The sequence below is a fragment of the Shinella yambaruensis genome (genome assembly GCF_022899355.1).
Classification (GTDB): domain Bacteria; phylum Pseudomonadota; class Alphaproteobacteria; order Rhizobiales; family Rhizobiaceae; genus Shinella; species Shinella yambaruensis.
Map to the genome: position 1 here is coordinate 12,364 of NZ_JALJCK010000005.1, position 23,262 is coordinate 35,625.

The window sequence follows — 23,262 nt, forward strand, 5'->3', positions numbered from 1 at the left end:
CCATGATTGAACCGATGGCAAAGGCAACATCGCCGGACACCGTGAAACAGAGGACGTTCATTTCAAGATGGTCCGATCCGATTTGTGGGATCGCGACTTGCTCCTCAAACCGGCCTGTCTCCCTTGGTCACTTTTAAGGTGCGATTATCGACACCCGGCAGCATCCTTGCGGGATCGCGCGTGACAACGACGTCGATAACGGAGGGCCGGCGGCGCTCCTCGTTCGCAGCGCGGATGGCCGGGCCGAGTTCCTCGGGCCGTTCGACACGGATGCCTTGGCAGCCGAAGTCCTCGGCGATCCGGGCATAGTTCATCTCCACGAGATCCGAAGACTGATAGGCACCGTACATCGCATGCTGCAACGCCTTGATGTAGCCGGAGGCAGCGTTGTTGACGATCATCAGCGTGAACGGCGTGCCGGCCCGGCGCGCGGTTTCCAGCTCGCCGATCGTCATGTTGAACCCGCCGTCGCCGGTGATGGCGACGACCGGCTGGTCGGGCACCGCGAGCTGTGCGCCCATCGCTCCGGGAAGGCCGTAGCCGATCGAGGCAAAACCCCGGTCGGCTACGAACCTCCGGCCCGCCGCCTTGGTATCGTAGAGCAGCCCACCCCAATGGGCGGCGAAGCCGCCGTCGGCGACCAGCACGGACTCGGCCGGCATCGCCTCATTCAGCTCATGCAACATTCGGCCCATGTTGATCGGCACCTCGCTCGAAAGAAGGCGGTCGGCGGCGCCATCCCGCCACCTGCGCATGCGTGCGGGAATCTCGGCCGCGTAGTCCGCGCGGGTGGCGCATGCCCGGACAGCTTCGCCATAGAGGGCGGCGGACAGGTCCTCCAGCGCCAGCCGCGCGTCGCCGACGAGCGCATGGTCCGTCCGGGTGGTCCGGCCGATCTCCTCCGCAAGCACCTCGACATGGATAACGGGCGCGTGGCCGTTGAAGAGCTGGAAGCGCTTGGTGGCGATCTCGCCCAGCTTGCAGCCGACGACGATCAGGCAATCGCTGGCCTCGATCAGTTCGTTGGCGATGCGCGAGTAGCGGCCGAACAGGCCGGCCGAAAGCGGGTGCGTGCAGGCGATGGCGCCCTTGCCGGAGAGCGTGTGGGCGACCGGGATCGCGTGGGCTTCGGCGAAGGCCCGCAGCGCCTCGTAGGCCTGGGAGATATGCACGCCGCCGCCGACCAGCAGGAGCGGTCGCCTCGCCGCCGCGATGACCGCAGCAGCGTGCTCGACATCACCCGCATCGGGTCTCGACCGATAACCCGGGAACCGGGTCGTCGCCGGATCGATCCAGAAGTCGGCGACCGAATAGTCATGGACTTCGTGCGCGACGTCTTCCGGCACGTCGACCACGACGGGTCCGGGCCTGCCGGAGGTGGCGACCGCAAAGGCGCGGCGCACCGCCTCCGGCACCCGGGAGGGCCGCTCGATACGCATCACCTCCTTGACGGCGGGACGCAGGATGTCGAGTTGCCGGGTCTCCTGCGTCATGTTCTTCCAGGAATGATCGCGGTGGGTATCGCCGACGAAGACGACCTGGGGAATCCCGGCGTTGAAGCTCTCGACGAGCGCCGTCACAAGGTTGGTGGCGCCCGGCCCCAGCGTCGCATCGCACACGCCCGGCCGTCCGGACATCCGCGCCCAGGCGTCGGCGGCGAAGGCTCCGCACCGCTCGTCGTTGATCAGATGATGGCGTAACCCCTTGCGCCGGACGGCTTCGTAGAAGGGCAGAAGCTGAAACCCGCCCATGCCGAACATCGGCCCGACGTCCGCCCGTTCGAGAATTTCGGCAATCGCCTCCCCGCCCGTGAGGCGGATCGTTGCGTCGGATGTCGCTGTGGTCAGCTTTGCTTCGGTCATTGTCATGTGTCCCATGTTGGAAATTGATCAGCGGCGATGCCGGTCAGGCTGCCGATGAGATGGCGTATCCGCGTGCCGGGCTGTGCGCCGAGGGCGAGCGCTTTTTCGTTGGCAAAGGAGACGATGCCGGTTTCGTAGGTGGACCGGGCGTCGCCGATCCTGGCCGACGCGGCCTTGACACAGGCCGCGGCCACCCCCTGCCGATCCAGCACGGGCAGGCGCGCGATGCCCGCTGTGTCGATGCCGACGCCGGCGTCGTTGAAGATGGCGATCAAGGGGCGTGCCTTGATCGCGCGGTCCGCCGCCCCGGCCGGCAGCCCGCCGTGAGAGCCCGTAACGATGATGGCTCCGTTGTCGAAAGGCGTGATCGACGATGCGCTGTCGAGGAAGACAAGGCGTCGACCGGGGCCGAGCGAGCATTCCCGGCGACGAAAGATGGCGTCACCGGTTGCCCCGGAAAGCGCCGTTGCCTGCCCTGCTCGATCGGATAGCAACGCCGCCGCATCCGCGGCCCGGCTTCCGGGGAAGATGCCCAGCGCGACGGCGGGCGCATTCGCCCGGCTGACGCGGCCGCGGGCCAGCATGTCCTGCGCATCGCCAATGCGTGCCGAACGGTAATCGATTGCGATTGCCGGAACGGACTGGTTCGCAAGAACCGTCAGCCCTTCGACCCCGGCCTCCTCCAGCCCGATGCCGGCGTCGTGACACATCAGCGAGGCTATCGCGAATGCGAGCGCATACTCGCCCGTCGCGTGGCCGCCATGTGAGCCGACCAGAACGACCCGGCCGGCATGTTCGGGACGAAGGTCCGTCACGGAGCCCAGCGTGATCATGCCGGAACGCTCCCATACCGCTTCAGCGCCTCGTCCAGACCGTCGAGCAGGACGTCGATCTCGCTTTCGCTGATGGTGAAGGGCGGGCTGATCTGGATGTGGTCGCCACCTTGCCCATGGTTGATGCCGGGAATGCCGGCGGCGACGAGAATCCCGTTTACGCGCATGTGGCTGACGATCTTCGCGGTGAAGCCGACCTTCGGGTCGAAAGGCCGTCGCGTCTCGCGGTCCTCGACGAACTCGACGCCCCACAGCAGACCGCGTCCCCGGATGTCGCCGATCGCCGGGTGCCGATCCGCAAGCGCACGCAATCCGGCCTCCAGATAGCGCCCGATCTCCGCGCCGCGCGTGAAGAGCCCCTCGCGGGACATGATTTCATGCACCCGGTTTCCGACGAAGCAGGCGGAGGGCGTGCCGCTGTAGGTAAGGCCGTGGACGAAGCGGCCGCTGCCGGCGGCAAAGACCTCGCGGATCTTCTCCGACACGACCATTGCCCCCAGCGGCGCATAGCCGCTACCGATCGCCTTGCCGAGCGTGACGATATCCGGCGCGACATCCCAGCCCGAGATCGCGAAGGGGTGGCCGGTGCGGCCGTAACCGCACAGCACCTCGTCGGCGACGAAGAGCACGTCGTAGCGGTCACAAATTTCGCGGATGCGGCGATAATAGCCCGGATTCGGCGTGAGGCCGGCTGCCGTGGTTCCAACGATGGGTTCTGCAAAGAACGCCGCGACCGTTTCGGGTCCTTCCATCAGGATCGTGCGCTCCAGATCGTCGGCGCACGCCAGCGTGCATCGGCCCCCGCCGCATATCCTGCAACGGTATTCGTAGGGCGGGGCGACGCGCGCCACGGGCAGGAGCAGCGGCGAATAGATCTCGCGCCAGCTGGTGCGGCCGGACAGCGACAGCGTGGCGAGCGTCACCCCGTGATAGCTGAGCCATCTTGCGACCGCCTTGTACTTCTGGGGCTTGCCCCGCTCGACGAAATACTGGCGCGCGAGCTTCCAGGCCGATTCATTCGCTTCGGACCCGCCCGAAGTGAAGTAGACGCCGGCCATGTTGGAAGGCGCCATGGCAAGGATGCGGCCGGCAAGCTCTTCCTGCCAGGGGTGGGTGAAAGTCGCGTTGTAGACGAAGGTGACCTTGTCCCCCGCCGCGGCCAAGGCATCCCATATCTCGGAGCGGCCGTGGCCGATGCCGACCACGCCGGCGCTTGCCGACGCATCGAGATAGCGGCGGCCGGACGCATCCTCCAGGTAGGAGCCTTCACCCCTGACGATGGACGGCGGGACCGCGTTGAGGTCGCGGTAGAAAACAGGAGAATGGTTGTGCATGTCAGGACGACTCCTGGACCAGATGGCCTTGCGAAACGGTGCGCCAGATCCGTTCGGGCGGAACGAAGTCCGGCGCGCGAACGGGACTGGGCAGGTCTTCGGCGGGAAGCGGCGGACGGGCGCCGCGCCGTGCGGGGTCCGGCACGGGTACGGCGGACAGGAGCTTGCGCGTGTAGGGATGCTGCGGGTTCTCTATGATCGCCGCGCGGGGGCCGATCTCCACGATCTCCCCCAGATACATGACCGCGATGCGGTGGCTGACGCGTTCGACGGTCGCCATGTCGTGCGAGATGAACAGGTAGGAAAGCCCCAGCGAGGACTGCAGGTCGAGCATCAGGTTGAGCACCTGGGCCTTGATCGAGACGTCGAGGGCGGAAACGGCCTCGTCTGCCACGATCAGCTTGGGCGAGAGAGCGAGCGCACGGGCGATGCAGACCCGCTGGCGCTGGCCGCCCGAGAATTCGTGCGGCAGCCTGGCCGCCATGCCAGGCTCCAACCCCACCTTCTCCAGCAGACCAGCGGCGCGCTCCTCCGCCTCGCGCCGGCCGGCAAGCCCGTGCACGACGATGGGTTCGGCGATCGCCCTGCCGACGGGAATGCGCGGATTGAGGCTGGCATAGGGATCCTGGAAGATCATCTGCATGTCGCGGCGCAGCGCCTTCAACTGCGCCCCACCCATGCCGATCGCCTCGCGTCCCTCGAAGCGGACCGAACCGGCGAGCGGCTCGACCAGCCGGAGGATAGAGCGTCCGGTCGTCGACTTGCCGCAGCCCGATTCCCCGACCAGCGAGAGCGTCTCACCCCGCGCCAGCGAAAAGGAGACGTTTTCCACCGCGTGCACGCGGCCGGAGACGCGCCGTAGAAGCCCGCTGCGCATCTCGAAGCGGGTCGTCAGACCTTCCACCTCAAGAAGCGGCTCGTCGTGATAGGCCGGCGCGTGACCCGGCGCTGCCGCCGGGCTGGCGCTTTCGTCCCCTTCCACGAAGTCCGGCATCTTCTTCGGCGCTGCCTCGCCGCGCATCGAGCCCAACGTGGGAACCGCGGCGAGCAGCCGCCGCGTATAGGCGTGGGCCGGCCTGTCGAAGATCTGCGTGGTCTCGCCTTCCTCGACCTTGTCGCCGCGCAGCATCACCAGCACGCGATCGGCGATTTCCGCGACCACCCCCATGTCATGGGTGATGAAGACCACCCCCATGGCGAACTCGTCCTGAAGAGAGTGGATCAGGTCGAGGATCTGGGCCTGCACGGTCACGTCGAGCGCCGTCGTCGGCTCGTCGGCGATGAGGACCTTCGGCCGGCAGGCGAGCGCCATGGCGATCATCACACGCTGGCGCATGCCGCCGGAAAAGCGATGCGGGTACTCGTCCAGACGCTCACGCGCCGCCGGGATGCGGACGCGGTCGAGGATACGCAGCGCCTCGGCCCGGGCCGCGGCCCTGTCCATGCCGCGATGCAGGATCAACGCCTCCGATATCTGGTCGCCGACGGTCAGCACCGGGTTCAGGCTGGTCATCGGCTCCTGAAAGATCATGGCGATCTCGTTGCCGCGGATGCGGCACATCTCCGCCTCCGGCAAGGACACGAGGTCGCGACCACCGAGCAGGGCTGAGCCCTCGACCCGGCCGTTGGCCTCCGGCACCAACTTGAGAAGCGACAGCGCCGTGACGCTCTTGCCGGAACCGGACTCGCCGACGATGGCGAGTGTCTCGCGCGGCTTGAGATCGAAGGAAAGTCCCTTGACGACGGGAGTCCACCCTTGAGGCCCGCGAAAGGACGTCGTCAGATCCCTGACGGAAAGCACGGGTTCGCCCATTTTCACACCTCGTTCTTGAGCTTCGGGTCGACCGCATCGCGCAGGCCGTCGCCGAGCAGGTTGAGGGCGAAGATGACGATCAGGATCGCAAGGCTCGGCACAACGGCCAGCCAGGCGCTGTCGAGGATATTCTCGAAGCCGGAGCGGATCATACCGCCCCAGGTCGGGGTCGGCGGCTTGATGCCGAGCCCGATGAAAGCCAGCGACGCCTCGGTGCGGATGGCGTTGGCCAGCCAGAGCGAGCCCATCACGACGATCTCGGCGGCGATGTTGGGCAGGATATGCACGAGCAGGATGCGCGCGTCGGAATAGCCCAGCGACCGGCAGGCCTCGACATAGTCGCGCTCCTTGAGCGCGATGGTCGGCGCCCGCGCGATCCGCGCGAAGGGCGGGATCGAGGTCAGCGCGATGGCGAAGACGATGTTCGGCGTCGTGGCGCCGAGCATGGCGACGATGACCAGCCCGAGGATGAGCGACGGGAAGGCGAGCAGCACATCCATGATTTGCATCATGACGGCGTCAAAGCGGCCGCCGTACCAGCCGGCCAGCAGACCGATGGCCGAGCCGACCAGCATGGCGATCACTGTCGAGGCAATGCCAACAGCGAGCGAAACGCGGGCGCCGTAGATCAGTCTTGCCCAGGTGTCGCGGCCATATTCGTCCGTGCCGAAGATATGCTCCACAGACGGGCCGGAAAGCTGGTGCGTGACGTCCTGGGCAAGGGGATCGTGTGCCGTGAACAGCGGCGCGAAGACGGCGATCACGATCACGGCAAGCAGGATGGAAAGCCCCACCCAGGAGGTCTTGTTGACGTTGAAGACGCGGACCAGGGCGCGCAAGGCGCCGCGCGGCGCGCCGGGAAGAGCAGCATGGGTCATTGTAGCTTCACTCGCGGATCTGCAAGGCCATAGGCGATGTCGGTCAGCATGTTCACGAAGACGACGATCAGCGTGTAGATGACCATCATCCCCTGCAGCATCGTGTAGTCGCGCTGGTTGAGCGCGCCGACGATGAGCTTGCCGAGCCCCGGCCGGTTGAAGACGATTTCCGTCAGCACCGAGTTTCCGATCTGGATGCCGAGGAACAGGCCGACCACGGTGATGATGGGGAGAAGGGCATTGCGCAGGGCGTGCCGCCTGACCACGGCGGGCCAGGGCACGCCCTTGGCGCGGGCCGTACGCACGTAGTCCTCGGACAGCACTTCCAGCATCGCCGAACGGGTGACGCGGGTGATGTAGGCGGCCATGATCAGCCCGAGGCTCAAGGCCGGCAGCGTGATGGACTGGAACCAGGCCCCGACGCTGCCGCTCCGGGCGCTGATCACCGGAAACCAGCGAAGCTGGATGGCAAAGGCCAGCAACAGGATGACCGCCGAAACAAAGGCCGGAAAGGACAGGCCGAGCAGCGAGACGACCCGAACCGCATAGTCAACGGCACGATTGCGATTGACGGCCGCCCAGACGCCGAGCGGAACGCCGACCGCCGTGCCGAGAAGGAGCGAGACCACGGTCAGTTCGATGGTCCAGGGCAGCACCGTCATGATTTCGGTGACGACGGGGCGGCCGGTGACCATGGACTCGCCCCAGTCACCGGAGAGCGCGCCGCCGACGAAGTCGAGATACTGGGCCGGCAGCGAACGGTCGAGCCCGAGCCGCTGGCGCAGCGCCGTCAAGCTCTCTTCCGACGCCATGTCGCCAAGGATCACCTGCGCCGGGTCTCCGGGCAGGATGCGGACGACGACGAAGACGAGCGTCAGCACCACGAAGCCGGTTGTCAGCGCCAGGGCAATTCTGCGAATGAGGAATGATAGCATGATGATGAATTTCCGCCTTGCAGGCATGGCCTTCCGCACCCCCGGCACGGAAGGATGGACCTCAGATTATCGCAGTCACTTGGTAAAGTGCGTCTGTTCGGTCAGTTGCGGCACGAGGTTGAGGGAGCCCTGCAGGTCGTAGCCGAGATCGAGCGCGCCGTTCCAGGCCCAGACGACCAGTTGCTCGGAGAAGGGAACCGCGCAAACATCCGCGACAATCTTCTCCTGCGCGGTCTTCCACAATTGCTTTTGCTTGACGGGGTCAAGTTCCCGCTTTGCCGCGTCGATCTCGGCATCGGCGGCGTCGCAGTGCGAGAAATTGACCACGCCGCCGGGCGTATTGACCGTCGAGCGGGAATGGAAGAACTGCGTCAGGTAGACGTCGGCCACGGGAAAGCGTGCGGCCTGGTAGAGCGTGACCTGGGACAGGTCCTTGCGGATGTCGGCCATGTAGGTCGGGTGATCGACGACCTGCATGTCCAGGGTGATGTTGGATTTCTTCAGGTCTGCCTGCAGCGTCTCCATGATCTTGAGCAGGACCGGAAGACTCGACTGGATCGTCTTGAGGGTTATGCCGTCGGGATAGCCCGCCTCGGCGAGCAACGCCTTCGCCTTTTCGGGGTCGTAAGGAAACAGTCCGGCATCCACGACTCCGAGATTGCCGTCCGGCACGACGGAAATCGCCTCGCGCGCCACCTTGTCGCCGGTGAAGGCAACCATCAGCTTGCGATCGATGGCGTGCGCGATCGCCTGGCGAACGCGGATATCGTCGAGCGGCTTGACCGTCTTGTTGAGATAGAGCGAATTCAGTTCCGCCGGTTCCATCCCGACGACCACCGCGCCGGGGACCGCTTGCGTCCGCTCCACCCACTGGTTGTTCTGCCGCCCGAAGATCATGTCGACTTCCCCGGACTGGAAAGCCAGGTCGCGCGTCGCGTCGGACGGTATGTAGCGGTAGGTGACGGTATCGAGTTGAGGCGTGCCGCGGAAATACGCCACGTTCGCCTTCAGCTTGATGTATTGCTGCGGCAGATACTCGACGAACTCGAACGGGCCGGTGCCGATCGGATGCGTGGAGAAGTCTGCGCCGAGCTTTTCGGCCGCCTTGCCGCAGACCATCAGCCCGCCATGATAGTTCGACAGCAGGCCGAGCAGGCTCGGGATGGGGGTTTTGAGCGTGACCTTCACCGTGTATGGATCGGGCGCCTCGACCCTGTCGAGTGCGGCAAAGTCGCCGGAGAAGGCGGAGGTCTCCTTGTTTGCCGCCCGCCTGATGGAGTAGACGGCGTCCTCCGCCGTGAATTCGCCGTAGCCGCCATGGCACTCCACGCCCTGCCGCAGCGTGAACGTCCATTCCGTTCCGTTGGCGCTCGACGTCCAGCTTTCCGCAAGGTCCGGTTCGATGAATTCAGGGCTCGTCTCACCCGGCCTGATGCGCACCAGCGCGTTGAATACCCAGTTCAGGACCCCCTTGTCCGCGCCTGCCGAGGCCAGATGCGGATCGAGCTTGCCGGCGTCGGCCTGGGACGTCGCCACGACGAGGTCCCGCTTAGGCTCCTGCGCGACGGCGGGAGCCGCTAGCATGCAGAATGCCACGGCTGCTGAAAATGCACTGCGTGTCATGGTTTTCCCCTTTGCTTTGTTGTCAGTCGCGATTCATGCGGCAGTCTCGACCGTCAGGTAGGCCGGACCGGCCTCCGGTGCATTGATGAGAGCTCCATATGCAGCCGACAGGCACGCGAAGGCCGGACCGGGCGCACCGCCGCCCACAGTGCGTCCGTCGATGCGGCAGACGGGCAGCAGCCCGCCAGCCGTGCTGCAGACGAAAATCTCGTCGGCCGTATAGGCGTCATAAAGCCCGAAGGCGCCCTCCTCCACGGTAAAGCCCAGGCTGGGCGCCAGCTCGATGACGGCCGCCCGCGTGATTCCGAACAGAATGTCGCGGTCGGGTGTCAGCAGCCGCCGGTCCTTCACGAGAAAGATGTTGCAGCCGGTCGCCTCGCACAGATGGCCGTCCAGCGTCAGCAGCAGCGCTTCGTCGGCACCCGCCGCCTTCGCCTCCATCTTGGCCATGACGAGATTGAGGTAGTTGAGGCTCTTCACCTGGGGCGCGAGCACCTGGCCCGACGGCCGCCGCCATGCGACCGTCTTCAGAGCAACGCCGCGGGCGGCCCGTTCCGCCGAAACGCGCTCCAGATAGGGCTGCACGATGATGATCAGGTTCGCGACGCAACCCTGCGGGTCCATCAACGGCCGTCCGTTCACGCCGCGCGTGACGATCCACTTGATGTAGGCATTCTCGAAGCCGTTGCGCCGGGCTGCCTCCAGCACGAGCGCCTTCAGTTCTGACCGGGAGAATGGCGGATCCAGGGCGATCGCCGCCATCGACTGGAACGTGCGCTCGATGTGCTCGTCAAGTCTGAAGATGCGGCCCTTCCAGCCGAAGACCGTATCGAACACGCCGTCTCCGTAGAGAACCGCATGATCGAGGATCGATATGGAGGCCTCAGACTCCGGACGGAACTCTCCATTCACGTAAGCGATGGGCTCTGGCATCTTGCTTAGCTCCTAACTGTTCCGATTTTTATTGTTTAAAACATAAAAAATGGAACATCGTCAAGCGGCATTCGCATGAAAATATCCGTCGATCAGGCGGCTTGCGGCGGAATTGCCGAGACGGTATGAAAATTCGAAGATCCAGACCGTTCCAAAATGCTTGTTTTTTGAAAACGGTCGTTCGGTGCGTTCGAAACGGAAGGACGGCAAGGTGAAGAAGCAGGACGATCTGCCAGAGCAGTCGGCGAGCGACAGTCCGCGCAGCGCGGAGCGCCTGATGGTCATACTGGACGCGCTATCGCGCGCATCCACGCAGGGGCTGCGCCTTGCCGATCTGGTCGAGGCCACGGCGCTCGGGAAGACGACCGCGCATCGCCTGGTCAACGGCCTGTGCGACCATGGCCTCGTCGATTTCGATCCGGAGACGGCTCGGTACTTCGTGGGCATCAAGCTGCTCAGCTTCGCCTCGGCGGCGCGCAACCGCTTTGCGGTCGCCAAGCTTTCCGAACCATCCTTGGCCCGGCTCGTCCGCAAGACACAGGATACGATCTACCTCATCGGCAGATCCGGCGACCATGCGGTCTGCCTCGATGCGCGGGAGGGCGCCTTCCCGATCCGGGTCCTGACCCTCAACATCGGCGACCGGCGACCACTCGGTGTCGGAGCGGGCAGCCTGGCGATGCTGGCTGCCATGACGGATGCCGAAATCGAACGGGTTCTGGCGCAACAGAAGATGGAAAGATCGCGCTTTGCATTCAGCGACGACCAGATCCGATCGATGATCGCCACGACCCGAGAGCACGGATACAGCTACAACGACACGCACATCTACAAGGAAATGGCCGACATCACCGGCATGGCTGCCATCGCGGTGGCCTTGAGGCGCTCAGACGGACAGCCGGCCGGCGCCATCCACCTCACCGCCATAACGCAGAGACTCGCCCCGCCCCGCCGCGAAAGTCTCGTCGAGATGCTTCGCACCGAGGCACGGCGGCTGGAGGAGGAGATCCAGCCGGTTCTCGATGCACCGATGCTACAGGTCAGACCATAAAAGCGGACTTTGATGACGCCCAGCCTCTACAAATTAGTGTCCACCTCCGCTGTCCGGATATGAATCTCATCCGGCCTACTCACCTTGCTTTGCGGAGGAGAGGAGGCCCATTGACAACAATGAGCAGCAATCGTTCCAGCCCAATTGAAATGATCGAATTCCACCCCAGGCTTGCTATTCAGCAGGCATGAGCCCCACGGCAGCCTTGAGGAAATCTTGCAGGTGTCTGGCGCGTATCGAGCGCATACTCTTGAAGTGATCTGAACAGTCAAAGCCGCTATTTCGAACGGGTGGGACAACGATTTTTGGAACCAACTATTGACGGATGTGCCGGACAATCACTGATTTCAGTTTCTCGACATCCTTCATGTTGATGGCATCGACCATCTCGTAGTGCTCCAGGCTCGATTGCTGGATGCGGGCGCGCGTGATCCATTGTGAGACCGGCGCTGACGACGTGCGCTGGCGGATCTCCGTTACGAGGCTTACCAGTTCGTCGTTGCCGCAGAGCGAGAGCAAGGCGTGGTGAAACGCCAGGTTGGCCTCATAGAGGTCGATCGTCGTTCCATCCAGGATGACCGCATCGAACTGGTCGGCAAGACGGCGCAGTTCGGCGATCGCGCCCGCCGTGGCATTGTCGATGATTCTGTCCGCAACGCCTGTTTCCAGCAAGATACGAATCTCGCTGACCTGGCGTGCACGATCCCCATCCGGCTCGAACACATGGTAGCCGCGGTTCGGAACGTGCTCGACGATCCGCTTTTGCGTCAGGCGGTCCAAGGCACGCCGAACGTCCGGCCGGCCACAGCCATAGCGGCGTTCAAGGTCGATCTGCTTCAGCCAGGATCCCGGCGCCAGAACGCCCGTCTGGATATCGTTGAGGATGAGGTCCGTCACGTCGACGGTCTGCGCCGCCTCGCTTTCCTTCGGCTTCACCGTCTTCATCCGCCCCAATCTCCCCATAGCGTCGAGCCGCAAGGTGCTTCGTGCGAAAAATATAATCGGCGACGGCCCTTGCGTAAATCCAAAATCGGCGCATAAATTGGTGCCAATTTTGGATAACATTGAAATCGAGGCGGATCGATGAAGAATGCGGATGCGGTCTGGGCGCTGGTCGATGAGAAGGGTCCGGCCTTTGCGGCCCTCAGCGACCGCATATGGGACACGCCTGAAACAAACTACGAGGAGTATCGCTCAAGCGCCGAGCACGCGGCGATGCTGGCGGCGGAAGGCTTCCGCATCGAGCGCGGCATTGCGGGCATGCCCACCGCCCTCATGGGCGAGGCCGGCGAGGGCGGCCCGGTCATCGCCATCCTCGGCGAATTCGACGCTCTGCCCGGCCTCAGCCAGGAAGCGGGCGTCGCCGAAGAACGGCCGATGGTGGACGGTGGAAACGGCCACGGCTGCGGGCACAATCTGCTCGGGTCCGGCTCCATGCTGGCGGCCGCGGCCGTCAAGGACTACCTGAAGAAGAACGGCCTGCCGGGCCGCGTACGCTACTACGGCTGCCCGGCCGAAGAAGGCGGTTCCTCCAAGGGTTTCATGGTCCGCGCCGGCGTCTTCGACGATGTCGACATCGCCATTTCCTGGCATCCCGCCGCTTTCGCCGGCGTCAACAATCCCCTGTCGCTTGCCTGCAATGAAATCGTGTTCCGCTTCACCGGACGCGCCTCGCATGCGTCGGCCTCTCCCCATCTGGGGCGCAGCGCGCTCGATGCCGTCGAACTCATGAATGTCGGCGTGAACTATCTGCGCGAACACATGCCGTCCACCGCGCGCATCCACTATGCCATTACAGATACCGGCGGCCATGCGCCGAATGTCGTGCAGGCCCGGGCATCCGTGCGGTATCTCGTCCGGGCGCGGACACTGCCGGAACTGCTCGAACTCGTCGAACGGGTGAAGAACGTCGCCCGGGGCGCCGCCCTGATGACGGGAACGTCCGTCAGCGACGCGGTGGTGAGCGGCGATGCCAATCTGGTCGGCAACACGCCGCTGGAGCAACTGATGCACCGCAACCTCGAACGCCTTGGGCCTCCGGAGTTCGACGATGCCGACCGCGATCGCGCGGCACAATTCCAGGGCACGTTCAGCGATGCCGATATCGCCGCTTCGTTCGGGCGTTTCGGCCTCAAGGTGCGCAAGGGCGTTCCCCTTTGCGACGTGATCTTTCCGCCGGAAAGCGGCGACGGAACGCTGGTCGGCTCGACCGATGTCGGCACGGTCAGCTGGGTGGTGCCGACGGTGCAGATGCGCGGCGCCACCTATGCCGTGGGAACGCCGGGCCATTCCTGGCAACTCGTCGCCCAGGGCAAGTTGCCGGCCGCGCACAAGGGCATGATCCACGCGGCCAAGGTCATGGCCGGCACGGCGGTCGACCTCTTTGCCGATCCACGGGAGATCGCCGCCGCCAAAGCCGACCATGCTGCCCGGCTGGAAGGCACGCCTTTCGTCAATCCGATCCCTGACGACGTCAATCCGCCGCTGCCGGAGAAGGCCGATGCCTGAGCGTTCCTTCGAGCCGGACCGTGACCGGCTGATGGCCCATATCGGAGAATTCGCCAGGCGTGTGAAACTCTCCGGCACGCCGCAGGAGCGCGAGAGCTTCGCTTATCTGCAGCGGCAGATGGCCTCCTATGGCTATGCGACACGGATCATCGAGCACGATGCCTATATCAGCCTGCCCGGCGAGGCCCGGCTGAAGGTCGACGGCGGTGATATCCGCTGCATCACTCATTCCATGTCCGCCTCCAGCCCTGCCGGCGGCCTGACGGCCGAGGTCGTCTATGGCGGCGACGGCGGCCCGGCGGATTTCGCCCGCCTCGACGCGCAGGGGCGGATCGTTCTGGTCGATGGGATTGCGACCGAAGAGGTCGCAGCGCAGGCGCGCGACCACGGCGCCGCGGGGCTTATTCATGTCAGCCCGAACGAACTGCTCTACGAGATGTGCGTCTCGCCGGTCTGGGGCAGTCCTTCGCAGCTCACCCGCGATCAACTGCCGGCCGCCGTGATCTGCACCATCGCCGCGGAAGCCGGCGCGGCTCTGCGGCAGCGCTGCAAATCCGGGGAGACCGTCAGCGCCACCATGTGGGCGAGCGTCGACACGGGCTGGCGCAAGACGCCGATCCTCGTCGCGGAGCTCGACGCCGTCGATACGACCGATGACGAACGGCCCTTCGTCCTGTTCTCCGGCCATCACGATACCTGGCACTTCGGCGTCATGGACAATGGCGGGGCCAACGCCACCATGCTGGAGGCCGCGCGGCTGCTGGCCGAAAGCCGCGACCGCTGGCGCCGGGGCCTGCGCCTTTGCTTCTGGTCCGGCCATTCCCATGGGCGCTATTCGGGGTCGGCCTGGTATGCGGACGAATATTGGGACGAACTCGACCGGCGCTGCGTGGCGCATGTCAACGTCGATTCCACGGGCGGCGAAGGTGCCGATGTCCTTACCAATTCCGCCGTCATCGACGAGCTGAAGGCGCTTGCCGCCGAGGCCGTGCTGGCGGAGACCGGGCAGGTGCATGCCGGGCGGCGCCACGGCCGGGCGGCCGACCAGTCCTTCTGGGGCGTGGGCCTGCCCTCGATGTTCGGCAGTCTCAGCCATCAGCCGCCCGGGCCCATCAGGATGCCGACGGCGCTCGGCTGGTGGTGGCACACGCCGCAAGACACCGCCGAGCATATCGATCCCGCCAATCTCGTCCGCGACACGCGCATCGTGCTGCGCGTATTGGACAGGCTGCTGACGGACGAGGTGCTGCCGCTCGACTACGGCGCCACCGCGGCCTCGCTGCAGCGCGAGCTCGAACGCATCGGCACCGATCTCGCCGGCCGGTTCGATGTCACGCCGCTGATCGCCGAGGCGCAGCGGTTCGGCGAGCTGGCCGAGGCGGTCAGGGTGCAAGCGGCCTCGGCGACCGGCGCAGAAGCGCACGCGATCAATCGGGCGCTGATGCGGGTCTCCCGGCTGCTGGTGCCGCTCAACTACACGCAAGGCAATCGCTTCGCTCACGACAGCGCCCTGCCCCATGCGCCCTGGCCGTCCCTCGACGGGCTGCGCGCACTGGCGGCCGCTGAGGCGGGCGAGGACGCGCTCTTTCATGCCGTGCATGCGCGGCAATGCAGGAATCTTGCCGCATACGCATTGCGGGAAGCCCAAGCCGCGCTGGCGGCACTCTAGCCGCCAGCACGATTCAACAGGACCGGACAAAAGGCCGGTTCGAAGAAAGGGGAATTCGAAATGACCAAATTGGGAATTCTTGCGGCCGTGACCGCAATGGCCCTGTCCGCAGCCGTCGCACCGGCTGGCGCGAAGGACTGGACCCATGTCAAGGTGGGCATCGAAGGTGCCTTCCCGCCATGGAACGCGCTCGACTCCAAGGGCGCTCTCACGGGTCTCGACGTCGAGGTCATCGATGATCTCTGCGCCCGGGCCAAGGTGGAATGCGAACTCATCACCGGCGAATGGAGTGCGATGATCCCGAGTCTCAACGCCGGCAAGTTCGACCTGATCATGACGCTGGGCATCAATGCCAAGCGCAGGGAAGTGGTGGACTTCACCGTACCCTATGCCTCCGGCGTCGCCACCTTCATCGTCCTCAAGGATGGCCCTGTCGCCGCGCTGCCCATGGCGGGCGAGCGGCTGAACCTCAACGACAAGGCGACGGCCGATCCGGTGATGGCCGAAATCGGAACCGCGCTGAAAGGCAAGTCCATCGGCGTCGTCCAGTCGACAAGCCAGGAACAGTTGATCAACGCCTATTTCGGCGACACCGTGACGGTTCGCACCTACAAGAACTCCGCCGAGCGCGACCTCGACCTCAAGGCGGGCCGCATCGACGCAGGCTTCGACAGCGGCGTCTACGGCACCTCGATGCTCGCCAAGCCCGGAAACGAGGATCTCGCCATGGCCGGTCCGCTGCTGAAGGGCGCCATGCTGGCAACGGAAGTGGCCATGGGTCTGCGCAAGGGCGAGACGGAGCTCAAGGAAAAATTCGACGCCGCCATCAAGGAGGCCGCCGCCGAAGGGGTCATCAGGAGCCTTTCGGAAAAATGGAGCAAGCTCGACCTGACGCCGTCCTTTGACCAGTAGAGAGGTCGCCGCCCCGTCATCGCGGGGCGGTCCCTCATTGATCGCTGACAGCGTGCGGAAGGATCGCGCATGAATTCACCTGGCTTTTTCGAAACCTTCGGCTTCGGGCCGGACGGCTGGGGCGCCGCGCTGGCCGTCGGCGCCGTCATGACCGTGCTGATCGCCGTATGCGGCTTTGCGATCGGGGCCGTCATCGGCATTTTCGGCGCCTGGGCGAAGATCTCCGGCGGGCCGGTGGCCCGCGCCGCCGCCGGCACCTACACCACCGTCCTGCGCGGCATTCCGGACCTGCTCGTCATCTACCTCTTCTATTTCGGAGGGTCTGCCGTCATCTCGGCGGCCGGTCGGCTGTTCGGCAACGAGGGCTTCATCAGCTTTCCCGGATTTCTCGCCGGCGCCCTTGCCGTCGGCGTCACGTCGGGGGCGCAGCACACGGAGGTGTTTCGTGGCGCCTTTCGCGCGGTCCATCCCGGCGAGATCGAGGCGGCGGTCGCTTGCGGCATGTCGCGGATGCTGCGGTTCCGCCGTATCGTTGCCCCGCTCACGCTGCGCCACGCCCTGCCCGGCCTCGGCAATGTGTGGCAGGTCGTGCTGAAGGAGTCGGCCCTCGTCTCCATCACCGGCGTTGTGGAACTGCTCCGCCAGTCGCAGATCGGCGCCGGCTCGACCGGAAGGCCGTTCGATTTCTATGTCGTCGCCGCCGCCCTCTATCTCGCGATCTCCACGGTCTCGGGCCTCGCGCTGCAACTGGCCGAGAAGCACAGCCGCCGCGGAACCGGGAGGGCGTCATGAACCTCGTCTTCATGTGGGAGACCTTCCTGGAGCTCATCGCGGCCGTGCCGACGACGCTCCGGCTGGCTGTGACGGCAGTGGGTCTCGGCGCCGTTCTGGCCTTGCTGCTCGCGCTTTGCCGCACGTCCGGCCTGCGCATCCTCGACTGGCCGGCGCGCTTCTACATCTACGTCTTCCGCGGTTCGCCGCTCCTGGTGCAGATCTTCCTGATCTACTACGGCCTCAGCCAGTTCCCCGAAGTGCGCCACAGCGCCGTCTGGCCGATCCTGCGGGAACCCTACTGGTGCGCCGTCATCGCGCTGATGATGAACACGGCCGCCTATTCGGGCGAGATCATCCGCGGTGGGCTGCTCTCGGTTCCGCAGGGGCAGATCGAGGCGGCGCGGGCCTGCGGCATGTCGCGGTTCCTCGCTTTCCGGCGCATCGTGCTGCCGCTCGCCATCCGCCAGGCACTGCCCGGCTACGGCAACGAGATGATCTCCATGGTGAAGGCCACATCGCTCGCCTCGATCATCACGATCATGGAGATCACGGGCGTCGCGGCCAGGATCATTTCCGACACCTACCGGGCGATCGAGGTCTTCCTCGTCGCCGGCGCCATCTATCTCGCCATCAACTTCGTCCTGACGCGCTGCGTCGCTTTCCTCGAATACCGGCTGAGCGGCCATCTGCGCCAGCCCCTGCCAACCCGCCCGCGGGTGACTGGAGACAGCCCATGACCATGTCCGAAACCCCGTCCGAACCCGTGGTGGTCGTGAAGGACCTGCACAAGAGCTTCGGCCCCGTCAAGGTGTTGAAGGGTATCTCCCTCGAAGCATACCAGGGTGAGGTGATCTCGATCCTCGGATCGTCCGGCTCCGGCAAATCCACGCTGCTTCGCTGCATCAACATGCTGGAGACGCCCGATGCCGGAACCGTTACCGTGGCCGGCGAGACGATCCGCCTCATCTCGGCGGCGCACGGCAAGAGCCGGCCCGCCGATCAGCGGCAGGTCGACCGGATCCGCACCGGCCTTGGGATGGTGTTCCAGAGCTTCAATCTGTGGACCCACAAGACGGTCCTCGAAAACCTGATCGAAGCGCCGATCCATGTGCAGAAGCGACCGCGCGCGGAATGCATCGAAGAGGCGGAGGCGCTCCTGGAGAAGGTCGGCATCGCCGAGAAGCGGAACGCCTATCCGGCGCATCTGTCCGGCGGTCAGCAGCAGCGGGCCGCCATTGCCCGCGCGCTCGCCATGCGGCCGAAGGTCATGCTGTTCGACGAGCCGACCTCGGCGCTCGACCCGGAACTGGTCGGCGAGGTGCTGCGCGTCATGCGGGCGCTCGCCGAAGAGGGGCGGACCATGCTGGTCGTCACCCACGAGATGGGCTTTGCCCGGGACGTCTCGAGCCGCGTCGTATTCCTGCACAAGGGCGAGATCGAGGAGCAGGGACCGCCGGCGGAGGTCTTCGGCAACGCCCGGTCCGAGCGCTTCCGACAGTTCATCAGCAAATAACCGATCACTGCACGGAAACGAAAAGGGGAACTCAATGCAGAAACATACGATCGCCCTGGCCGCGACGCTGGCCGTCGCCGCCGCCTTTGCGCCATCCGCATCGGCCGGGGACAAGATCACCATCGCCACCGAGGGCGCCTTCCCGCCCTACAACCTCACCCGTCCCGACGGCACGCTCGACGGCTACGACGTCGAGCTCGGCAACGACCTGTGCACCCGCATGAAGATCGAATGCACCTTCATCGCCCAGGCCTTCGACGGCATGATCCCGGCGCTCACCGCCGGCAAGTTCGACGCGATCATGGCCGGCATGTCCGCCACCGACAAGCGCAAGGAAATCATCGACTTCTCCATCTCCTACGGCAGCACCGGCCAGTCGTTCGCCACGCTGAAGGGAAGCCCGCTCACGAATCTGCCGATGACGGGCGAACTCTTCTCGCTGGCGACCAACGAAGCCGGCGCGCGCAAGGCCGCGGAGGAGCTGAAGCCGCTGCTCAAAGGCAAGGTCATCGGCGTGCAGACCGCGTCCATCGCCGCCCGCTTCATCGATGAATACCTGAAGGACGCGGTCGAAGTGCGCGAATACAAGACCACCGAGCAGCATGACCTCGACCTTGTCGCCGGACGTGTCGATCTCACGATGGCCTCGATGGGCTACCTGGTGACCGCGGTCGAGAAGCCGGCCAATTCCGACATGGTCATCGCCGGCCCGCGATTCCAGGGCGGCATGCTCGGCGCCGGCAGCTCCGTAGGCATGCGCAAGGAGGACACCGGCCTCAAGGCCAGATTCGACGAGGCGATCGGTGCGGCGATCGCCGACGGCACCATCAAGCGCCTGTCGGAAAAGTGGTTCGGTTTCGATCTGACACCCCATTGACGTCAACTTCTCATCATCTGCGGATCGCCGCCCTATGTGGCGGCGATCTCGTTCGATGCCCGTTAATGTCACTCCCGGCGCGCCTGTCAGGCGTCCTTCAGGTACGGTTCGATGAGGCTGAGGTCCGCATCGCCGAGGCGGCCGCTCGCGGTGTTCCTCTGATGCCAGTAGGGATATTGTAGCCAGGGCCGGCTGACATCGTCGAGCCGCTTGCGCTCCTCGGGGCTGAGCTTCAGCCCGGCGGCAGCGAGATTGTCCTTGAACTGGGCTTCCGTGCGCCCGCCGATGATCACCGAGGTCACGCCCTTCCGGCCGATCAGCCAGCTAAGGGCGACTTGGGCCGCCGAGACGCCGCGACCCTCCCCGATGTCGACGAGGGCATCGACGATGTTCCAGAGGCGGTCCTCGTCACGGATCGGCGGTTCGGTCCAGCCGGCGAACTGGCGTGTGCCTTCGGGCGCGGCCTGGTTGCGGCGGTGCTTGCCCGAGAGCAACCCTCCGGCGATCGGGCTCCAGACCAGGACGCCAAGCCCCTGGTCGAGGCTGATCGGCAGCAGCTCGTTTTCCGCGTCGCGCGTTTCCAGCGTGTAGTGGATCTGCTGGCTGACGAAGCGTTGGTAGCGCTCCCTCTCGCTGACGCCGAGCGCCTTCATGATGTGCCAGCCGGAGAAGTTGGAGCAACCGATGTAACGGACCTTGCCCTGGCGCATGAGCGTATCGAGGGCTTCCAGCGTCTCCTCTAGCGGCGTCTGCCCGTCCCATTCGTGCAGTTGGTAGAGGTCGATGACGTCGGTCTTCATCCGTTTGAGGCTGGCCTCGCAGGCCCGGATGAGATGGTGGCGGGAAGAGCCCTCGTCATTCGGGCCCTCGCCCATCGGAAAGCGGGCCTTGGTGGCGACCAGCACGCCGTCCTTGCGCGGCCCGCCGATGATCTCGCCGAGGATCTCCTCGGAAGCGCCCTGCGAGTAGACGTCGGCGGTATCGATGAGGTTGACGCCGGCGTCGAGGCAAAGGTCGACCAGCCTGCGCGCATCAGCGACGCCGAGGTCGCCGACGGTCCTCGCCCAGCCCTTGCCGCCGAAGGTCATCGTGCCCATGGTGATTGTTGAGACTTTGAGGCCTGAACGGCCAAGCAGACGGTATTCCATCGGTAATCCTCCAGAAATCGGATGCGGGGACCGCGGCCGGACAGCAGCGCCGAGCCGCGGCATTGCGAGGCGTCAGGCGTGGCTGTCGAGGCCGCGCCAGAGATCGATACCACCTTCCATGGCACAGCGGTCGATATCCTTCAGCTCCTCGGCGGAGAAGGAGAGGTTCTTCAGGGCATCGAGGGAATCGTCCAACTGAGCGACATTGCGCGCGCCGATGAGGGCGGAGGTGATGCGCTGGTCGCGCAGCACCCAGGCGATGGCCATCTGCGCCAGCGATTGGCCACGGCGCTGCGCGATGGCGTCGAGCGCACGCACCCGGGCGAGATTGTCCTCGCTCAGCAGCTTTTCCTTGAAGGAGCCACCCCTGGCGGCGCGGGCGTCATCCGGGATGCCGTTCAGGTACTTCGAGGTGAGGAGGCCCTGCGCCAGCGGGGAGAAGGCGATGCAGCCGACGCCGAGTTCGTCGAGCGTATCGAGCAGGCCATCCTCGATCCAGCGGTTCAGCATGGAATAGGAAGGCTGGTGGATGAGAAGGGGAACGCCTTCGGCGCGCATGCGCTCGGCCTCGCGGCTGCGTTCGGGGCCGTAGGAGGAGATCCCGACATAGAGTGCCTTGCCCTGGCGCACCATCTGCACGAGGGCGCCCATCGTTTCTTCCAGCGGCACGTCGAGGGTGGGACGATGGGAATAGAAGATATCCACGTAGTCGAGCTGCATGCGCTTGAGGCTCTGGTCGAGCGAAGCCATGAGATGCTTGCGCGAGCCGCTGAACCGACCCTGCAGGTCTTCAAGACCGCTGCTGATGAGATCGAGGCCGGTGGCCACCTTTTCCGCAAGGGCGGCACCTGCAGCGGTCGGAGATACGCTGCGGCTCGTGCGGTTGAGCAGGCGGACACCGAGAGGCGCCTCCAGCGCCTTCATGCGATGACTGAGCGCCGATACAGAGACGTCAAGCTGATCGGCAGCCTTCCGGAAACTGCGGTGCCTGAGAATTGTCAGGAAAACGACCAAATCGGAAAGCTCGTTTCGGTTCGATGCCATATTGAAGCGCTCGGCCATCGCCCACTTGTCCCCCGTTACGAGATCCGTTCTGTTTCAAGTCGCGCAGGATTTCGGAGCGCGCCCCTTTTTGCGGCAGACAATCCGTTTAGCTGGAAAGACCAGGAACCGCGAGCCCGCCGGCATTTCCGGCGGGTCGCTTGCCAATCTCTGGACGAGGGATGTACCCTCGTCTGCATAAGGAGAAAGCCGGCCCGGGGAGGAACGGGTACGGTGGGAACGACGATGTTCGAGGAACACGATCCGTATCTCGTCGCACTTTCGGTGCTGGTCGCGATACTGGGAGGTTATACCGGTTTCGCCCTCGCGGCGCGGATCGGCAATTCGGTTTATACCGGCCGGCGGCTGCTTCTTTCCGGAGCGGCCGGCTTCCTGGCGGTCGGCATCTGGACGATGCATTTCATCGGCATGATGGCCGCCCCCCTGCCGCAGGACGCCGCCTATCTCGTGCTGCCGACGCTCGTCTCCTTCCTCATCTGCGCCCTTGTCGTCGGCATTTCGCTCTATTTCGTCAGCATCGGCGGTCCCTCGCGCATGCGCGTGCTCTGGGCGGCGCTGCTTCTCGGCTTCGGCATCGCCTCCATGCATTATGTCGGCATCCATGGGCTCGCGGGGCCTTTCACCATCCGCCACGATTATCCGATGGTGGCGCTGTCGCTGCTGATCGCCATCGGCGCGGCCTATGGGGGCCTGCGCATCTATATCGCGCGCCATGGCGGCCTGCGGCTGGCGCTCAGCGCCGTCGCCTTCGGCATCGCCGTTTCCGGCATGCACTATACGGCCATGTACGGCATGCATTTCGAGCCCGGCCCCGCTGGCGGGCATGCCATGGCCATGGACGGGCTCGTCGCCTCGCAGCAGGTCCTCTCGCTGGTCGTGGCGCTGCTCTGTTTCCTGGTCGCCGGCGGCTTCCTGCTTCTCCTCGTGCCGGAAGCGCATCTCAAGGCGGAGACCGAGCGGCCCGATCCGTCCGTTTCCGCCATCCGGGCGAACAGGGCGGCTCCGCTGGCCGGTCTCGGCCAGCCGGCCCGGCCATTGGTCACCAAGGTTCCCGTCGACGGCGCGGACGGCATCCGGTTCATCGAGACGGCCGATATCCGCAGCGTCCGCGCCGATGCACACTACACGCTCGTCCACGACGGGCAACGCGAGCGCATGTGCGCCTGGTCGATCTCGGAAATGGAATCGCAGCTCTGTCCCCAGACGTTCCTGCGCGTCCACCGCAGCCATATCGTCGCCGTGCCGCATATCGTGCTGATGCGCAAGGAGGGAGATGGCGCGGTCGTCGAGCTTGGCGGCGCCGTCCCGCATCTCGTTCCGGTGAGCCGGACGAAGATCTCCGAGCTGAAGGCGCGGCTGGGCCTCAGCCGGCGTGACGGCCCGCACCGGAACGATGCCATAGGTCAAAGTGCCTGACGCAATTCGTGCGGGCAAAGCCGCCTTTCGTGCAGAAATCCGGCGCTGGTGCCGGAAAGCCGGCCGTCTCCTTGCCTGTCCGTCGCCCGAGGAAAATGCTGATCCTCCGTTATAGCGGAGG

The 23,262-nt window shown here is 65.2% G+C and carries 20 protein-coding genes; 9 read left to right on the forward strand and 11 right to left on the reverse strand.

The window, feature by feature from the left end:
• Positions 1–104: 104 nt before the first annotated feature.
• From MUU56_RS12595 to MUU56_RS12630, 8 genes are all read right to left on the reverse strand, one after another.
• Positions 105–1,862 carry a thiamine pyrophosphate-binding protein gene (locus MUU56_RS12595; protein ID WP_244767647.1) on the reverse strand — a complete coding sequence of 586 codons (1,758 nt, stop codon included), beginning with the start codon at positions 1,860–1,862 and terminating at the stop codon, positions 105–107.
• A gap of 2 nt (positions 1,863–1,864) precedes the next feature.
• Positions 1,865–2,695 carry a hypothetical protein gene (locus tag MUU56_RS12600; protein ID WP_244767648.1) on the reverse strand — a complete coding sequence of 277 codons (831 nt, stop codon included), beginning with the start codon at positions 2,693–2,695 and terminating at the stop codon, positions 1,865–1,867.
• Positions 2,692–4,029, reverse strand: coding sequence for an aminotransferase family protein (locus MUU56_RS12605; protein WP_244767649.1), 1,338 nt, complete (start codon positions 4,027–4,029; stop codon positions 2,692–2,694). Before MUU56_RS12605 ends, MUU56_RS12600 begins: the two co-directional genes overlap by 4 nt.
• 1 nt (position 4,030) lies before the next feature.
• Positions 4,031–5,842 (reverse strand): ABC transporter ATP-binding protein, encoded by a 1,812-nt coding sequence (locus MUU56_RS12610; protein ID WP_244767650.1) that lies wholly within the window; start codon positions 5,840–5,842, stop codon positions 4,031–4,033.
• Between the two features lie 2 nt (positions 5,843–5,844).
• Positions 5,845–6,720: an ABC transporter permease gene (locus tag MUU56_RS12615; protein WP_244767651.1), complete on the reverse strand. Its 876-nt coding sequence runs from the start codon at positions 6,718–6,720 to the stop codon at positions 5,845–5,847.
• Entirely contained in the window at positions 6,717–7,655 is a 939-nt protein-coding gene (locus MUU56_RS12620) for an ABC transporter permease (protein WP_244767652.1), read from the reverse strand. The genes MUU56_RS12615 and MUU56_RS12620 overlap by 4 nt, the downstream gene beginning before the upstream one ends.
• 75 nt (positions 7,656–7,730) lie before the next feature.
• Positions 7,731–9,278: an ABC transporter substrate-binding protein gene (locus MUU56_RS12625; protein ID WP_244767653.1), complete on the reverse strand. Its 1,548-nt coding sequence runs from the start codon at positions 9,276–9,278 to the stop codon at positions 7,731–7,733.
• A gap of 33 nt (positions 9,279–9,311) precedes the next feature.
• Entirely contained in the window at positions 9,312–10,211 is a 900-nt protein-coding gene (locus MUU56_RS12630; protein WP_244767654.1) for an aminotransferase class IV, read from the reverse strand.
• A 211-nt stretch (positions 10,212–10,422) separates the two neighbouring features.
• Here MUU56_RS12630 and MUU56_RS12635 point away from each other — a divergent pair, with 211 nt between their 5' ends.
• Positions 10,423–11,262: an IclR family transcriptional regulator gene (locus tag MUU56_RS12635; protein WP_244767655.1), complete on the forward strand. Its 840-nt coding sequence runs from the start codon at positions 10,423–10,425 to the stop codon at positions 11,260–11,262.
• 315 nt (positions 11,263–11,577) lie between these two features.
• Here the strand turns inward: MUU56_RS12635 and MUU56_RS12640 are convergent, their stop codons facing one another.
• Positions 11,578–12,207: a GntR family transcriptional regulator gene (locus MUU56_RS12640; RefSeq protein ID WP_244767656.1), complete on the reverse strand. Its 630-nt coding sequence runs from the start codon at positions 12,205–12,207 to the stop codon at positions 11,578–11,580.
• A 138-nt stretch (positions 12,208–12,345) separates the two neighbouring features.
• On the opposite strand from MUU56_RS12640, the gene MUU56_RS12645 reads away from it, so the two are divergent.
• From MUU56_RS12645 to MUU56_RS12675, 7 genes are all read left to right on the forward strand, one after another.
• Positions 12,346–13,770 carry a M20 family metallopeptidase gene (locus MUU56_RS12645; RefSeq protein ID WP_244767657.1) on the forward strand — a complete coding sequence of 475 codons (1,425 nt, stop codon included), beginning with the start codon at positions 12,346–12,348 and terminating at the stop codon, positions 13,768–13,770.
• A complete protein-coding gene (locus tag MUU56_RS12650; protein ID WP_244767658.1) occupies positions 13,763–15,439 on the forward strand; it encodes a M28 family peptidase in 1,677 nt (558 codons plus the stop codon). The genes MUU56_RS12645 and MUU56_RS12650 overlap by 8 nt, the downstream gene beginning before the upstream one ends.
• A 60-nt stretch (positions 15,440–15,499) precedes the next feature.
• Positions 15,500–16,351, forward strand: a complete 852-nt coding sequence (locus MUU56_RS12655) for a transporter substrate-binding domain-containing protein (protein ID WP_244767659.1) — start codon at positions 15,500–15,502, stop codon at positions 16,349–16,351.
• 69 nt (positions 16,352–16,420) lie between these two features.
• On the forward strand, positions 16,421–17,143 hold the full coding sequence (locus MUU56_RS12660) for an ABC transporter permease (RefSeq protein WP_244767660.1): 723 nt from the start codon (positions 16,421–16,423) through the stop codon (positions 17,141–17,143).
• Entirely contained in the window at positions 17,140–17,862 is a 723-nt protein-coding gene (locus tag MUU56_RS12665; protein ID WP_244767661.1) for an ABC transporter permease, read from the forward strand. Before MUU56_RS12660 ends, MUU56_RS12665 begins: the two co-directional genes overlap by 4 nt.
• Entirely contained in the window at positions 17,859–18,638 is a 780-nt protein-coding gene (locus tag MUU56_RS12670) for an ABC transporter ATP-binding protein (RefSeq protein WP_244767662.1), read from the forward strand. Before MUU56_RS12665 ends, MUU56_RS12670 begins: the two co-directional genes overlap by 4 nt.
• A 34-nt stretch (positions 18,639–18,672) precedes the next feature.
• Positions 18,673–19,515 carry a transporter substrate-binding domain-containing protein gene (locus MUU56_RS12675; RefSeq protein ID WP_244767663.1) on the forward strand — a complete coding sequence of 281 codons (843 nt, stop codon included), beginning with the start codon at positions 18,673–18,675 and terminating at the stop codon, positions 19,513–19,515.
• A gap of 86 nt (positions 19,516–19,601) precedes the next feature.
• Here MUU56_RS12675 and MUU56_RS12680 read toward each other — a convergent pair whose 3' ends face one another.
• Together MUU56_RS12680 and MUU56_RS12685 are read right to left on the reverse strand one after the other, a co-directional pair.
• Complete coding sequence (locus MUU56_RS12680; RefSeq protein WP_244767664.1) at positions 19,602–20,663, reverse strand: aldo/keto reductase; 1,062 nt, start codon at positions 20,661–20,663, stop codon at positions 19,602–19,604.
• A 72-nt stretch (positions 20,664–20,735) separates the two neighbouring features.
• Positions 20,736–21,725: an aldo/keto reductase gene (locus MUU56_RS12685; protein WP_244767665.1), complete on the reverse strand. Its 990-nt coding sequence runs from the start codon at positions 21,723–21,725 to the stop codon at positions 20,736–20,738.
• Positions 21,726–21,950: 225 nt separating this feature from the next.
• On the opposite strand from MUU56_RS12685, the gene MUU56_RS12690 reads away from it, so the two are divergent.
• The gene (locus MUU56_RS12690; protein WP_244767666.1) at positions 21,951–23,141 is read left to right on the forward strand and encodes an MHYT domain-containing protein; all 1,191 of its coding nucleotides are present in this window, start codon (positions 21,951–21,953) and stop codon (positions 23,139–23,141) included.
• Positions 23,142–23,262 lie beyond the last annotated feature (121 nt).